We start from the raw sequence: 16,864 nt of genomic DNA on the forward strand, positions 1-16,864 counted from the left end.
ACTAAAAATATTAATAATAATTATTACCTTCGCCCAATAATAAAAGCCACCGAGTGTTGAATTAATGAAAATGATATTTTAGGTTTATTTGTATATGGGGGACATTTTTAAAATCAGGGAGTTAAGGTATATACCCAGATGGTCGGTTTTTTTTATCGACATTTCAGTTATTTTCTTTTCTGTTTTAGTTTCATATTTGTTCTTAAAAAGTCTGGGGGTAAGGCTGAACTTTATTGAGTACCAAAATGAAAAAATATTTTCAGTAATTATTGTTAATATTCTGTTTATACTCCTGTTCAAAACCTATGCAGGAATCATAAGACATTCTACTTTTTCAGATTTTTGTAAAATTCTATGGTCTTCAGGTAGTACTCTGATTACATTACTGGGACTGAATTTTATATCGGCACTGGCGTTGGGTAAACCTCTTTTTTTATATCCGGTACTGTTTTTGTTTTTCTTTATTTCTATTTTTCTGATGTTCTTTTTCAGAATGATAACCAAACAGTTTTTTTCTATATTTATAGATAAGGATGTTTCATCCAAGGAAAGGGTTGCGGTTGTAGGGATAGGAGATACTTCTGTTTCATTAGCGAATGCTATCATCCATAATCCTGATCATCCATACCAGCTGGCAGGATTTCTTAGTGCCAGGTCAGATTCTAAGAAGGCAATGCTGTTGGGTCATAAGATTTATAATAAAAAGCAGTTTCTTAAAAGTGATAATCTGAGAGAACAGTTTGATGCAGTTTTGATCAAGGATATGATGACAAAACGGGAAATGGAAGAATGGACTGCTCTAGCATTGGATCATGGATTGAAAGTATTAAAAGCCCCTGTGGCTAGTATAATAAAAGAAGATGATGTTGTAAAAGGCATCCGCCCGCTTAAGATTGAAGATTTGCTTAATCGTCCTGCCATTAAAATAGAGGGGGAAGAGGTAAAGAGTTTTCATGTTAATAAAACTATTTTAGTAACCGGAGGCGCTGGGTCTATAGGGAGCGAAATTGTAAGGCAGGTTGCTCAATTGAAGTCATCACTTATTGTGGTCGTTGATCAGGCAGAATCTCCTTTATATGAATTGCAACTTGAATTATTAGAGCGATTCCCAAACCAAAGATTCAAATTTGTATTGGCAGATATTTCAAACTATTCCAGGATGGAAAAACTGTTTGAAGATCATCGGTTTTCAATTGTCTACCATGCGGCTGCATACAAACATGTTCCTTTAATAGAAGATAATCCACATGAAGCTATTTTCGTAAACATCGGAGGAACTAAAAATTTAGCTCTTTTATCGAAAAAATATAATGTAAATCGTTTTGTGATGGTGTCTACAGATAAAGCTGTAAATCCAACCAACGTAATGGGGGCTTCTAAAAGGGCCGCTGAACTTTTTGTACAGTCTTTACAAAATTCTTCGGAGAATACAACAAAATTTATTACAACGCGTTTTGGAAATGTACTAGGCTCCAACGGTTCTGTTATACCGCATTTTAAAAAACAAATTGAAAAAGGGGGACCGGTTACGATTACTCATCCTGATATTATTCGTTATTTTATGACTATTCCGGAAGCCTGTGAATTGGTACTTCAGGCAGGAACAATGGGAAAAGGAGGTGAAATTTATGTTTTTGATATGGGTAAACCTGTCAAAATTTTGGATTTAGCAGAACGAATGATCAAATTATCAGGATATACACCAGGTATTGATATTAAAATTGATTTTATAGGCTTACGACCTGGTGAAAAATTATATGAAGAACTTCTAACAGATCATTCTACAACTATTCCTACACATCATGAGAAAATTATGATATCCAGAGATCCGGTGATGGCGTTTGAAGATATAGAAGCTTTATGTCAACAAATTATTATGTTGGCAGTGAATAAAGATAGCTTACAAATTGTGAAAACATTAAAAGTCATTGTACCGGAATTTATAAGCAATAATTCGGAATTTGAAGTTCTGGATAAAATATCTGAACATGAAGTATATGAGTAAATTATAGGAATGAGATTAATAAAGAAATAGTAGAAAATAATAATTTTCGTTACTTTGTTTTCAAACGGAATGAAAATTGCTAGAAAAAGAATTGATCTAAATAGAGGGATTAAAATATATTTCAAATAAGTAAAAACTAATATCATAAAATCTTAAATAAAATTGAAGTTAATTCAAGTAGACTTAGAACAAAAACATATGAATAAAACTATTATTGCATATATACTATTGTTGTCGGTTACTTTACTATCATGTAGACCGAAGCAAAATATGGTATATATATCGAAACATAATATGGAAGAGGAAGTTGCAAAAGCAAAGTTCCAGGGCTTACATATTCAGGAAGGGGATGTACTTTTAATTCTTGTTTCTGCACTGGATGAAGTTGCAGTAAAGCCATTTAATCTTAATACAACAAACAAGGTAGGAAGCAATTCAAATACCGGGATAAATCAATATGCACAACCAAGCGAGTATTTGGTAAATGAGGAAGGGAACATATATTTTCCTGTAATTGGGAATGTATATGCTAAAGGAATGACACAGATACAATTGAAAAATGATTTGGAGGCTCGTCTCAAGAGATACCTTACAGATCCTATGGTGAGTATTACTCTCAAAAATTTCAATGTGAGTATCTTAGGTGAAGTAAAAAACCCGGGACAGAAAGAAAGTGTTTCTCAAAAGATTAATATTTTTCAGGCATTAGGTCTTGCTGGTGATATGACAGATTTCGGAGACCGTACCAATGTAAAGCTTATCCGTACAGGAGAAGATGGTACTGATCAGATTGCTAATGTTGACCTTACCAGATCTGATATTGTAAGTTCTCCATACTATTATATGAAACAAAATGACATATTATATGTACAGCCGGACAAAAACAAACAGGTTCAGGCCAACTCGAACCCGAACAGAGCTCTTACATTCCAGATTATTGGTGCATTATTAACAGCGGGTACGCTTATTATTGCCTTAACACGAAGATAAAATATGCAGAAGATAGAATTTCAGGAAAAGGAAGATAGTTTGAATCTAAGAAAAATTATCTCTCAATACCTTTATAAATGGCCATGGTTTATTGCCTCCATTTTACTTTTTGTAATAAGTGCTTATATTTATCTTAGATATAGTGTACCTCAATATCAATCGACAACGGTTCTTAAATTTGATAAAAAACAAAATAATCTTTCCTCGGCATTGTCTGATCTGGAGAATTTGGGTATGGGCCTAGGGAATGCTGATGAGCTGAAAAGTGAGGGAGCTGTTGTCACCTCACGACCTATTCTAATGGAGGTAGTGAAAAACCTTAATCTCAGTGTGGAATATTTCAATACAGGAGAAATTAAAGATTCACAACTATTTAGCAAAATTCCAGTTGTTGCAAAAGTATTATCATATAATAATAATGAAAATTTTAAATTTTCTGAATATACAATGATAGACTTAAAGGGAGATGAATTTACACTTCAGAATGAAAAAAAAGCAACCTTTAAGGGTAAGTTCAATGTACCCCTGAATTTAGATTTTGGAATCGTGATGTTCCATAGAAATTCTGCTTTTCCTTTTAAATCAAAATATAAAATAGTTTTTTGGAATCCTATTGAGAAAGTAAAAAAATTAGAAAAAAAGATAGAGGTAAATTTACCAGATGAAAAAGCCATGCTAATGGAGATTAACCTGATAGGAACCCTTCCTGAAAAATCGGAGGCTATTCTTAATGAGGTTACTAAGCAATATAATCTGGATGGTCAGAAAGATAAAAATTTACAAGCACAGAATACTCAGGAATTCATCGATAAAAGACTGGAAGTGATTACCAAAGACCTTTCAGGGGTAGAAAACCAAAAAGAAGATTTCGAGAACCGTAACCGTATTGTGGACATTCAGGCACAGGCCGAACTGGCATTACAGAACACCAGTGATAATACCAAAGTTCTTCTTCAGCAGCAGGCTCAGCTGGATCTTCTGAATTCACTTTCAGGAGAGGCTTCAAAAGGCAATAACCAGCTTATGCCATCCAATCTTGGATTGAATCCTTCACTGGAACAAACGATATCTCAGTATAACTCGTTGATTATCAGTAGGAATAAAACCCTTAAGCAGGCTACTAACGAAAACCCTGCTGTCATAGAAATGAACAGGGAAATAGCCTCTTTAAAAGAAGTGATCCGTGATAATATCCGTGAGCAGAAGCAAACGGTGCAGACAGGTATCTCTCAGCTGCAGAACCAGATCAATACTAACAACAGTATGATTCAGAAAGTTCCCGGGCAGTCTAAAGTCTATAGGGGAATCGAGCGTCAGCAAACTCTTAAAGAGCAATTGTTTTTATTCCTTCTTCAAAAAAGAGAAGAAAACGCAATCAATCTTTCGGTAAATGTACCGAAAGCTAAAATTGTAAACCCTGCATTTACAGAAGATATACCTGTATCCCCTAAAAAAGATATTATCCTTTTAGGAGCTATATTACTTGGGGTATTATTTCCTTTTGCTGTTTTATACTTCCTTTTCATGATGGATGATAAGATTTATACCAGAGATGATATTAAAGAACGTTCAGAATTGGGTGTATTGGTAGATATCCCTTCGCTTAAGGATAATGAAAACCATTTGATACAGAAAAACGACTTCTCGGAGCTGGCTGAAGCTTTCAGAGTTCTTGTTTCCAATCTTAAATTTATTTTGCCTGTAAAAGATTCTGCTAAAGTAATTATGGTAACTTCATCCGTAAAAGGAGAAGGGAAAACCCTGGTATCTGTGAATCTTGCGCTTACCATTGCCAATAAAAATTCAAGAGCGCTTCTGATTGGTTCAGATATTCGTAACCCTCAGATTCAGCGATATGACAGTGAGCCGACCAAAAGAAAAGGTCTTACAGAATATTTATATGATAATTCTGTAAACGTGGAAGAACTTATCCATACATCCACTACCAATCCTTCATGTGATGTTATTTATGCCGGAGCAATTCCTCCTAACCCTCAGGAGCTGCTTTCTAACGGAAGATATCAAAAGCTTATTGCGGATATGTCTTCTCAATATAGTTATATCATTATTGACTCTGCTCCACTTATGCTGGTTTCAGATACTCTTAGTATTGTTGATACAGCAGATGCAACACTATATGTTGTAAGATCAGGAGTATCAAGAAATATTTTGATAGATTTTGCTAATGATCTGGTGAAAGACTCTAAGTTGAAAAACGTATCTTTTGTTGTTAATGATGTTTCAAAACGTGCAGGAGGTTACGGATATAACTATAGCTATGGATATGGCTACAGTCAAACAAATGATAAAAAAAGTTGGTGGAGTAAAATTTTCAAATCATAAAAATGAATAAAATTTTAATTACAGGTGGAGCGGGTTTTATCGGTTCTAACTTAACAGAGTATTTTTTAAATAAAGGTTATAACGTTGTTTGTTTAGACAATTTCGCAACAGGACACCGTCATAATGTTGAACCTTTCCTTGAAAATCCAAACTATCAGCTTATCGAAGGAGATATCTGTGATTTGGAAATTTGTCAGAAGGCGGTGGAAAATGTAGATTATATTCTGCACCAGGCTGCCCTCGGTTCAGTTCCCAGATCAATTAAGGATCCTATTACAAGTAACGATGTGAATGTTTCAGGATTTTTAAATATGCTGATTGCTGCCCGTGATGCCAAAGTAAAGCGTTTCGTGTATGCAGCTTCCTCATCCACATATGGTGATTCTGCATCATTACCTAAAGTAGAAGATGTTATTGGAAGACCATTATCGCCATACGCCATTACTAAATATGTCAATGAATTGTATGCAGATGTATTTGGAAAAACTTATGGATTGGAATGCATTGGTTTGAGGTATTTTAATGTATTTGGAAGAAGACAGGATCCCAACGGAGCTTATGCTGCAGTGATTCCTTTATTCATAAAACAACTAATCAACCACGAATCACCAAAAATTAATGGTACAGGTGATTTTTCCCGTGATTTTACATATATTGACAACGTAATTCAGATGAATGAGCTGGCCATGCTTACTGAAAACCCAGATGCAGTGAATACAGTTTATAATACAGCAGTGGGTGATCGTACAACATTGAATGATCTGATTGAATATCTTAAAAAATATCTTAGCGATTTTGATGGAGAGATTGCCAACATTGATGCTGTTCATGGTCCGAACCGTGTAGGAGATATCCCACACTCACTGGCATCCGTTGAAAAAGCAGAAAAATTATTAGGATATAAACCTAGCCACAATATAGATAAAGGTTTAAAAGAAGCTATTAACTGGTATTGGACAAATTTAAAGTAAACATTTTTTAATTGAATCTTTATGAAGAAAGAACATAAAATTGCTATTATAGGATTAGGATATGTAGGTTTGCCTTTAGCCAGGTTGTTTGCCACACAATATTCGGTTGTAGGTTTTGATATTAATCAGAAAAGGATTGCAGAATTAAACACAGGGGTAGACAGTACTCTGGAAGTGGAAAATGAAGTATTGGAATCTGTATTAATTCAGAATAACCCTTTTAATGAGGGAGCAGCAAAAGGATTATATTGTTCGGCTGATATCAAAGATATTCAGGATGCAGACATTTACGTTATTACTGTTCCGACTCCAGTGGATCAACATAACCGTCCTGACCTTACTCCGCTGTATAAAGCCTCAGAAACTGTAGGAAAAGTGTTGTCTAAAGGTGATATTGTGATTTACGAATCTACAGTATATCCAGGAGCTACTGAAGAAGAATGTATTCCTGTTCTGGAAAAAGTTTCAGGAATGGTATTTAACCAGGACTTCTTTGCAGGATATTCTCCTGAGCGTATTAATCCTGGTGATAAAGAACATACCGTTGAAAAAATCTTAAAAGTTACCTCGGGCTCAACACCTGAAATCGGGGAAATAGTAAATAATTTATATAAGTCTGTAATCATTGCAGGCACTCATCTTGCTCCAACAATCAAGGTTGCAGAAGCTGCCAAAGTAATTGAAAATTCACAAAGGGATATTAATATTGCCTTTGTAAACGAATTGGCAAAAATATTCAATCTTTTAGATATTGATACTCACGCAGTATTGGAAGCTGCAGGAACCAAATGGAACTTTTTACCTTTCAAACCAGGATTGGTAGGAGGGCACTGCATTGGTGTAGACCCTTATTATCTGGCTCAGAAAGCTCAGGAAAAAGGATATCATCCGGAAATCATATTAGCAGGACGCCGTCTTAATGATTCCATGGGACAGTATGTCGCTTCTCAGCTATTGAAAACTATGATTAAAAACAAGGTGACCATCAATGGTGCTACAGTTTTGAATTTAGGAATAACTTTTAAAGAAAATTGCCCGGATGTACGTAATACAAAAGCGGTAGATGTAATTCATGGGCTTGAAGACTATGCTTTACAAGTAACCACTTTTGATCCATGGGCGAATCCTGATGAAGTAAAACACGAATATGGATTGGAGGTCGTGAATGAAATTCCACAGGAAAAATATGATGCTATTATCCTTACCGTTGCACATAAACAATTCAATGATCTGGATTTAAAAAATCATTTAAAAGAAAATGGAATAATTTATGACGTAAAAGGAATCTTAGAAGAAAGTCATTCAAGATTATAAATAAATATGAACTGAAATAAATATTTATTACTATAATAATGAATAGCAATACTTTACTAAAAAGTACTTTAATATATACCGTTGGTAATTTTGGATCTAAGATTTTATCTTTTCTATTAATTCCTATTTATTCCTACTACCTTTCCAGAAAAGAATTAGGAGAATATGACTTAGTATTGACAAGTGTCAATTTATTAGTCCCTTTTGTCTCTTTGCAGATGAATGAGGCCATTTATCGCTGGTTTCTGGATAAAGAAAACGAAAAAGAAAATTATATTGATACTATTTTTAAGCAATGTAGTGTTCTGTTAATAATTTCTTTTATCAGCTTTGAACTGTTACTTTACCTTGCCGGGCTTTTCTATCATATTCCTTACCAGAAAGAATTGTCATTGCTGATTATAAGCGCATGTTTATTGCCTTTTTTTCAGCAGATATTAAGAGGGTTGGGGTTAACGAGATACTATTCATTTATAGGAATTATAAATAGTTTTTTTATATTTTCTTTTAGTTTGCTTTTCTTACTGACGGATATATTTCATGATAAGGTACAGGGGATCTTTTATGCTCTTTTTATCAGTAATTTTATTGCAATTTTATTGATGCTGTTCAAAGTAAGCTTTCTGTTTAAGAAATATGTTAGTATAAAAATTAACTACTCATTACAAAAGCAGATTCTATTTTATTCCCTTCCATTAATATTGAACTCCATAAGCTGGTGGGTTATTAATGCATCAGACAGATATATTATTTTAAAATTTTTAACAATAGAAGACAATGGTATCTATGCTGTTTCTGCAAGGCTTCCCGCTATTCTGACGATTTTTAATACCGTCTTTATGCTGGCCTGGCAGGATATGGCAATCTCCGGAAACGACCCCAATAATCCTTTTTTTTCAAAGCTTTTTAATAAATATATCGCTGTAAATATTGGTTTATCAACCATTTTAATAGCGGCTACTCCGTTGATTACGGAAGTTCTGTTTGATTCAAAATTTTATGAATCCTGGAAATATGCCACTCTCCTGTATATAGGCTCTTGTTTTTCATCGATTTCCGGCTTTTTAGGTGCTATTTACTTGAAAACCAAATCAACGAAGGGGATTTTTATTACAAGTGTGATAGGAGCATTGGTGAATGTATTTATTTCAATGGCTTTTATAAAGTATATCGGCCTTTATGCACCTGCTTTAGGTACATTTGTCAGTTTCTTTGTTATGTTTGTTATAAGATACAGACAGACTGCTGAGATTTTAAAACTGGATCTAGATATTAAGTCTTTCATCATACAGCTGCTGGTAGTTTTTAGTATAATTATATTGTTATACATAAATAGTAGTCATTTAATTTCAATATCTTTAACGGTATTGTCGTTATTGCTTTTCGGTTATTTTAATAAAGATATTTTAAAAAAAGTCTTTAATAAATTAAATTCTCTAAAAAAATAAATATGAATTCCAATAAAGAAAATATAAGACAATTAAAAAATATAATATCTACTCAGCTTACTCCACTCATTGATAATGATTTTATTCTTTTAGATATACCTAATCATAGAAATATTGGAGATTCTTTAATTTGGAAAGGAGAATTAGAATTTTTTAAAACATTAGTACATAAATGTATTGGACAATACAATAGATATACTTTCAAAAAAAGTGATATAAAATCTGAGAAGACAGTTATTCTGCTGCATGGAGGAGGAAACTTTGGTGATATTTATGAATCAAGTCAAAGTTTTAAAAGATTCATCATTGAAAACTTTCCCAATAACAGGGTTATTGTTCTGCCTCAAACGGTACATTATAATAGCGAAGCCAATCTGAAAAGAGATTTTGCTATTTTCAACAATCATCCTGATCTTCACGTATTAGTAAGAGACCAGCCTTCATATGATACTTTGAAAGCTAATTTTAATGAAGAAAAATTAAAATTAGCACCGGATATGGCTTTCTTTTTAGATTTTGATGCTGATATCAAGACCAATTCTCCTGAAACGAGAAAAAATTTATATCTGAACAGAACTGATGCAGAAGCAAGTAAAGATTCTTTTCAAAATGTGATTGAAGGTGAATATGATATAAAAGACTGGCCAACTTACAACTCTTCTTCAAAGAGAATGAATACCATCACCAATTATGTAGAAGCTTTGGACGGCAAACTTTCAAAAATCATCAAGCATTTGCCTGCTTCTTCTTTAATAATTGATAACGCCTATGGGTTAAAAAAGAAGAATGGGATGGATCTGCATATCAACCGCGGAAAGGAGTTCATCAATCAATATCATAAAGTATATACAACCCGTTTACACGGTTTAATCCTGAGTATCTTATTGGATAAAGAGGTTGTTATCTTAGATAATGTTTATGGGAAAAGTAAAAATTTTTACGATGCATGGCTGAAGAATTTTAATAATGTTAAACTTTATGTAAAGAATGAGTCCTAAAATTTCGGTAATTTTACCTGCATATAATGCTGAACAGTATCTTAGAACAGCGGTAGACAGTATACTTGCACAAAGTTTTAAAGACTTTGAATTGTTGGTTATTAATGACGGTTCCATAGATTTCACAAAAGAAATTATACTAAGCTATAATGATGAAAGGATAAGATACATTGAAAATGAAAAGAATTTAGGGTTAATAGAAACTTTGAATAAAGGGATTTTATTATCAAAAGGTGAATATATTGCCAGAATGGATGCTGATGATATATGCCATTCATCCCGTTTTCAAATGCAGATAGATTTCATGGAAAAGAATCCGGAATATATTATCTGCAGTTCATCCAGAAAGGAATTTGCCGATTCTATTTCTCATTTTCACCTTAGTGTACTTCCGGTTGATGATACATCAATTAGAATACATTCAATTTTCAGTACACCTTTTACCCATCCGGCAGTAATGTTCAGGGCGGATGTTATTAAAGAGAATAATCTTTTTTTCGAAAAGGATTATAAGTACGCCGAAGATTATCAATTGTGGATCAAAATTCTGCAATATGGTAAAGGGTACAATTTTAGAATGCCTTTGTTGTATTATAGAGATACACCCAATAGCCAGACTAATGTTGGAGCCAGCCAGATAGAACAGAGAAAGAGAACAATATCTAATATTCAGCAGCTTGCTTTACAGCAGCAGAATATTGTTTTAGATCAAAAAGAATTAGATTTTATTTATATTCTGTCTTTATCGGATAAAATTAGAAATATCAGTTTTGAAGACTTTTCTGTGGATTTTATTCTTTCCTTTTTTAAGAAACTTTCTTTAGAACTAAAATCAAATTATCCGAATAATAAATTCAATGTTAATTGTGTTTTAGGTAAAAGATATCTTAAAATTTTATTATTTAACTTAAAAAGGTTGCCATTTACTCAGTTAATGAAGTTAGCTTTAAGTAAATTAACTTTTTTTGGAATATATGAATTGATAAATGAAAAGATTGGAAATAAATAATACTATAGATAAATTCACAAAATCTGATTACCTTATAGGTATATCAATATGTTTTGTGATTTCAATATTATATATGTTTAATTTAAACCAGATAGTAGTAGGTGGTTTATCTATTCTGTTATTTCTTTTTTACTTTAATCGTATACGTAAAAGGGCTACCGTTAATGAAGCATTTACTGTTTGTTTAATATTAACTTTACCTTTCAGTTTCAGCCCTTTAGTGGGAAGCAGCTTCTTCAGCCTTTTTATTATCATTCAGTTTTTATTTATCTGTGTATTACTGGCAAGTAACTTTTCTTCAAAAAAGAACCAGCTCATTCAAGTCCTGGGGCTGGGATTATTATTGTTTTGTTTGGGTGTCTATTTTTTTAATCAGTCCAATTATCCGAAAATTTTAGTCGAAACATTGATAAAAACACTGTTGTTTTTATTAATAATTATAATAGCGTTAATTAAGTTAAGAATGTCTGACTTAACTGTTTCTTCGATGATGAAGTTCTATGTTTTCGCAGCATCCGTGGCAGGTTTAATGGTATTAATCCAATACCTGTCTTTGAAAATTCTGGGAATAAATTATCTGGGTGTTCAGAATCAATTTGGTAAATCCAGAACTGGATTTGCTGGTCTTTTTTATGATTATAGTATTTCATCTATCTATTTATCAAGCGCCTCTTTGATTTTATGTTATGGATTATTGACTAAGAAATATATCATTAATTATAAATTGAGTATCATTTTCTTGCTTTTTACTATAGGAACCAGTGTATTAACTTCTGGAAGATCCGGTATAGCAGCTCTTTTTATAGCCCTTTTCTTTCTGCTTATATACCTGAGGAATATAAAAATAATTGTGGTATCATTAATTGTAGGGTTTCCCCTGGTTAAGACCATATTATATATATATTCTTTGAATAGAACAACTAATTTATCCAATGACTCCGGACGTTTAGATAACTATTTGAATGCCCTCAACTATTTTTATAAAGACTTCTGGTTTGGTGCCAGGTTTTTGGGCTTTAGTGAGACATCAAAATCTATGTTACCCCATAATTTTATTTTAGATTTTCTTGTACAGTATGGTGTTATTTTTACCTTACTGCTATTATTATTTCTAATTGTTGTGTGGTTTAAAGGTTTAAAAAAGCAGCCAATTTTGTTTTTTCTTTTTTTATTAATGCTTGTTGGAGGAAACTTCCATGCATCATTTATAAATACGCACTATATCGTTATTCCACTTATTCTAATTATCGGAACACTCAATAATAATGAAAGTATATCATATCATAAATAGTTTAAGGTTTGGCGGTGCAGAAAGGTTAGTAGTTGACCTTTGTACTGAATTATCTGAGGGAGGTTCAGACGAAATACATTTGTTATTATTAGACGATATTGATACGTCTTTAAAAAAAGAAGTAGAAAGTAATGGAAAAATAAAAATTGAAGCAATTCCTTCAAAAAGCCTTTATGATATTCGGATCCCTTTTTTTATAAATAAGATAGTGGCAGATGCGGATGTTATTCATTTACATTTATTTCCTACATTATACTGGGGGGTATTATACAAACTTTTATTTTCCGGAAAACAAAAAGTAATATTTACTGAACATAGTACAGAAAATAACAGAAGATCTAAATGGTATTTAAAAAGAATAGAAAAATTTATCTACTCTAAATTAAATTCTATCATCTGTATTTCAGAATCCACAGAAAAAAATCTGATTCAACATTTAGGATCTGAATTTAAAGCAAAAATGAAGGTCATCAATAACGGAGTCAATCTGAGTAGGTTTTATAATTCAAAAGCTTATTCCCGGACTGTGTATAATCTATCAGACAAAGATTTTTTATTAATTCAGGTTGCAAGTTTTAGAGCTGCAAAAGACCAGCCTACCCTGATCAGAGCACTTACATTGTTACCTTCTCATGTAAAAGCGATGTTCGTAGGAGATGGGCCGGAATTAGAAAACTGTAATGAACTCGTTAGAAAGAATGGGTTGGAAAACAGAGCTTTTTTCTTAGGTAATCAGGCTAATATAGCTGAACTCATCAAAATGAGCGATGTAGTAGTTGTGTCATCACACTATGAAGGATTTGGCATCGTAGCAGTAGAAGGTATGGCTTGTAATAAGCCTGTGGTTGCCTCAAATGTGCCGGGCCTTTCAGAAGTCGTTTCACAGTATGGAATATTATTTGATAGAGGGAAAGAGGAGGATTTAGCTGAAATAGTTAAAAATTTATACTCAAATTCATCTTTTTATAACACAACTGCTGAAAAATGTTTTTCCAGATCAACAGATTTCTCTATTGAAGAAATCGCTAAATATTATCGTGAAATATATTATACATTATGAGAAGTTTATTAATCTTTTTACTTATAGTTAATCTATCATGTGCGCAGGGCAAATTTAGTTATAAAGATGTTCCCGATACCTATATTAAAAAAGCTGAAGTCACTTCATCTTTCAATAGTTTAAAAACAAAATCTTTTGAAGTTGTAAAACTTCTGCCAAATAATTATAAAAAGGACGGATCAGAAGATTATACAGTATATGTTCAAAAAGCAATCAACGAAAATGCAACGGTGTTGTTACCTAATTTTCCTGTTTTAATCAATGATAAGGGACTTCAACTAAAGGATAATTCTACTTTGTTATTTGATGACAAATCTCAATTAAAATTGAAAGCATCCAATAATCAGGGATATGCTATGATTGATATTACAGGAAAGAAAAATGTCAGCATATATAACCCTAATATTATAGGAGACCGATCTGTTCATATGGGGAAAACAGGAGAATGGGGTATGGGAATAAATATTAAAGATGCCGTAAATATAAAAATCTATAATCCTGTAATCAAAGACTGCTGGGGAGATGGAATCTATATAGGAGGAAATGGTTTCTCCAATAATATTTCTGTAATAGGAGGTCTTATTGATAATAACCGAAGAAACGGAATTTCTGTTATAAGCGGTGACAATATTTTATTGCAGAATTTAGTAGTTTCAAATACAAATGGAGCTAATCCTAAAACAGGTATAGATATAGAGCCCAATACTCCTGATAACAAAAAAGTAAATATTTCATTAAAATCAATTGTAACATATAATAATGAGGTGAGCGGTCTTGCCTTTTATTTAGCTAGATTAAGAGGGGATAGTGACGCAAACAACGTTAATGTAGTCATTGAAAACTACAAAGACTTTTATTCCAAAAGCGGAATTTCCTATTCTAATCAGAAAAATGACTCTAAAAAGAAATTGATGGGGAATATTGTTTTTTCAGGTATTGACTTAAAATACAACAAAGTACCATTTAATTTCTTATATAAGAATTCATCCTTAGATAATATTAATTTGAAGGTAACTGATTTTAAATCAGATCATAAAGATAATAAAGGAATAGTAACTGATTTGCAAAAATTTTCGCAACAAAAGATTAAATACAATCAATAATTATTTTTATTTTGAAATAAAGAAAAAGTAATGTTAAAGTATACTTACTCTATAAATAATAATTTTTCCCAAAAAAGTAATAATGGAAAGATTTTTGCTTATGGTATAATTGCTTAAAAAAAAATTAAAAATTGAGAAAATTTTTTAATATTCTTAGAAATATTAAAAATGTAAGAAATTGTTTATGAAACTTGAAAACTGAAAATAATTAAGAATTGTATTTTCTTTAATGACGATAAAGAAATAGTAAATTAAAATATTAATGAAATCAATCATCTAATCGAATTTATGTCATGTAGAATAGATGACAAAAATGTACTCAACTACCAATAAATAGCTGGCGAAGATGTGAAAAATGATGCACATCTATCCCTGTTACAAAGCTATTAAATCTCAAAAAACACGTATGCAAATAGGAGAATTAATGATTTTCCTAGATAGAAATGATGCAATGTCAACCCAAAACTAAATTCGTTTTGAAACAAATTTTGGATTAACAGGGATTCATAAAAAATACTATTGTCTTTTTTAAAATCACAAACAAGTGAAATAGAAATAAATGAGTAAAAACAACAACACACAAAAGATTTATGAAAAATTTATTAATTAGTTCTAGGTTTTATAGAAATAATAATAAAAAAATGAAAGAAGTTGAAAACTAAATTAGTACGAATTACAACAGTGCCGCTTTCTTTAAAGATTCTACTGAAAGGGCAGCATCGGTTTATGTCAGAACATTTTGATGTAATAGGCGTTTCATCACCAGGCAAGGAACTGGATGAAGTGAAAAAAGATGAAGAAATAGACGTAATAGCGATTGATATGTCTCGTAAGATTACTCCCATTAAAGATATTAAATCCTTATGGAGTACTTATCGACTTTTAAGAAAGGAGAAACCTCAAATTGTTCATACCCATACTCCTAAAGCAGGTATTGTAGGTATGCTGGCCGCCAGAATGGCTGGAGTCCCTCACAGACTGCATACAGTGGCAGGATTACCATTGATGGAGGTAACAGGGATGAAACGTCAGGTTTTAGATCTTGTTGAAAAATTAACCTATGCTTCCGCAACGCAGGTATATCCAAACTCAAAAGGACTTTCTGATTATATCATCGAGCATAAATATACAGATAAGTACAAGCTTAAAGTAATCGGAAATGGTTCATCCAACGGAATTGATACTTCATTTTTTTCGCCTGAACAAGTTTCAGAAGATCAGAAAGCCCTTCTGAAAAAACAATTGAAAATAGAAGAGTCAGATTTTGTTTTTGTGTTTGTAGGGCGTTTGGTGGGAGACAAAGGAATTAATGAACTGATAAAAGCATTTTCTGCTTTAAATAAACAAGAAAATCAGAAGCGTTCAAAATTATTATTGGTAGGTCCGCTGGAACAGGAACTGGATCCGTTATATCCTGATACATTAAATGAAATTGAAAATAATCCGGATATTGTCTCTGTAGGTTTTCAGAAAGATGTTCGTCCCTATTTTGCGATTTCTGATGCACTGGTTTTCCCTAGTTACCGGGAGGGTTTCCCTAATGTGGTAATGCAGGCTGGAGCAATGGAATTGCCAAGTATAGTTTCTGATATCAATGGCTGTAATGAAATCATTGTGGAAAACGAAAACGGAGTAATTGTTCCAGTAAAAGATAGTGAAAGCCTTAGAGTAGAAATGGAGAAAATGATCTCGGACAAAGATTATTATCAGACCTTAAAAAAGAATGCACGACCGATGATTGAAGATCGATTCGAGCAGTCTGTGATCTGGAACGCTATACTAAGCGAATACAAAAAATTGATTAAAGAAAGAGAATTTCGTGCTTAAGATTTAATAAAGTGCATGATTTTTAAGTTATATTTTAAAATGCTTGAATAGTACGGTGAATTTATCATCTTAAATTAGATATTGAAATAATAAGAATGTTGATTTTGTGTGTGTTTTATAATCGATTTTCTTACATGTTCTAAATATCACCTGCTAAAAAGCTGTCTACAGCAGTTATATAGGAAATTTTTATATTTGAAAATGTGTGTTTTACAAATAGCTTTAAAAGAAAAGGAATAGCTTCCTTTGGAAAAACTAAAAAAAGCTATATATTTGCACCAGTTAAAAAAACAAATGCTCTTAGATTGTTTACGAAAGTGATTTGTTGGATGACTTTCTCAATAGGAGAGCTGCTTAATGCAGATGGGTATGGATTTCTGAAAAGTAAAGATTCCGTCCGAATTGCAGAAGTTTTGTCAGTTTACTTTAAAAAATTGATCCGGTAGTTCAGCTGGTTAGAATGCCGCCCTGTCACGGCGGAGGTCGCGGGTTCGAGTCCCGTCCG

Annotated in this window: 12 protein-coding genes; all 12 read left to right on the forward strand. The window is 32.4% G+C overall.

Annotated features, from left to right (window positions below; all coding sequences use genetic code 11):
• The first annotated feature begins 94 nt into the window (after positions 1–94).
• Positions 95–2,005, forward strand: a complete 1,911-nt coding sequence (locus FW781_RS21970; RefSeq protein WP_149389379.1) for a polysaccharide biosynthesis protein — start codon at positions 95–97, stop codon at positions 2,003–2,005.
• 270 nt (positions 2,006–2,275) lie between these two features.
• On the forward strand, positions 2,276–2,995 hold the full coding sequence (locus FW781_RS21975; RefSeq protein WP_228720259.1) for a polysaccharide biosynthesis/export family protein: 720 nt from the start codon (positions 2,276–2,278) through the stop codon (positions 2,993–2,995).
• Positions 2,996–2,998: 3 nt separating this feature from the next.
• Positions 2,999–5,338, forward strand: a complete 2,340-nt coding sequence (locus FW781_RS21980) for a GumC family protein (protein WP_149389381.1) — start codon at positions 2,999–3,001, stop codon at positions 5,336–5,338.
• Between the two features lie 2 nt (positions 5,339–5,340).
• On the forward strand, positions 5,341–6,309 hold the full coding sequence (locus tag FW781_RS21985) for an SDR family oxidoreductase (RefSeq protein WP_149389382.1): 969 nt from the start codon (positions 5,341–5,343) through the stop codon (positions 6,307–6,309).
• A 21-nt stretch (positions 6,310–6,330) separates the two neighbouring features.
• Positions 6,331–7,623, forward strand: coding sequence for a nucleotide sugar dehydrogenase (locus tag FW781_RS21990; protein ID WP_149389383.1), 1,293 nt, complete (start codon positions 6,331–6,333; stop codon positions 7,621–7,623).
• Positions 7,624–7,661: 38 nt separating this feature from the next.
• Positions 7,662–9,071 (forward strand): lipopolysaccharide biosynthesis protein, encoded by a 1,410-nt coding sequence (locus FW781_RS21995; protein WP_149389384.1) that lies wholly within the window; start codon positions 7,662–7,664, stop codon positions 9,069–9,071.
• A gap of 2 nt (positions 9,072–9,073) precedes the next feature.
• Positions 9,074–10,069, forward strand: coding sequence for a polysaccharide pyruvyl transferase family protein (locus FW781_RS22000; RefSeq protein ID WP_149389385.1), 996 nt, complete (start codon positions 9,074–9,076; stop codon positions 10,067–10,069).
• Positions 10,059–11,078: a glycosyltransferase family 2 protein gene (locus FW781_RS22005; RefSeq protein ID WP_149389386.1), complete on the forward strand. Its 1,020-nt coding sequence runs from the start codon at positions 10,059–10,061 to the stop codon at positions 11,076–11,078. Before FW781_RS22000 ends, FW781_RS22005 begins: the two co-directional genes overlap by 11 nt.
• A complete protein-coding gene (locus FW781_RS22010; protein WP_149389387.1) occupies positions 11,056–12,369 on the forward strand; it encodes an O-antigen ligase family protein in 1,314 nt (437 codons plus the stop codon). The genes FW781_RS22005 and FW781_RS22010 overlap by 23 nt, the downstream gene beginning before the upstream one ends.
• Complete coding sequence (locus FW781_RS22015) at positions 12,344–13,429, forward strand: glycosyltransferase (protein ID WP_149389388.1); 1,086 nt, start codon at positions 12,344–12,346, stop codon at positions 13,427–13,429. Before FW781_RS22010 ends, FW781_RS22015 begins: the two co-directional genes overlap by 26 nt.
• Positions 13,426–14,532, forward strand: a complete 1,107-nt coding sequence (locus FW781_RS22020; RefSeq protein ID WP_149389389.1) for a right-handed parallel beta-helix repeat-containing protein — start codon at positions 13,426–13,428, stop codon at positions 14,530–14,532. Before FW781_RS22015 ends, FW781_RS22020 begins: the two co-directional genes overlap by 4 nt.
• Before the next feature lie 726 nt (positions 14,533–15,258).
• Complete coding sequence (locus FW781_RS22025; RefSeq protein WP_149389392.1) at positions 15,259–16,359, forward strand: glycosyltransferase family 4 protein; 1,101 nt, start codon at positions 15,259–15,261, stop codon at positions 16,357–16,359.
• The last annotated feature ends 505 nt before the right edge of the window (positions 16,360–16,864 follow it).

Source organism: Chryseobacterium panacisoli (assembly GCF_008274625.1).
Taxonomy (GTDB): domain Bacteria; phylum Bacteroidota; class Bacteroidia; order Flavobacteriales; family Weeksellaceae; genus Chryseobacterium; species Chryseobacterium panacisoli.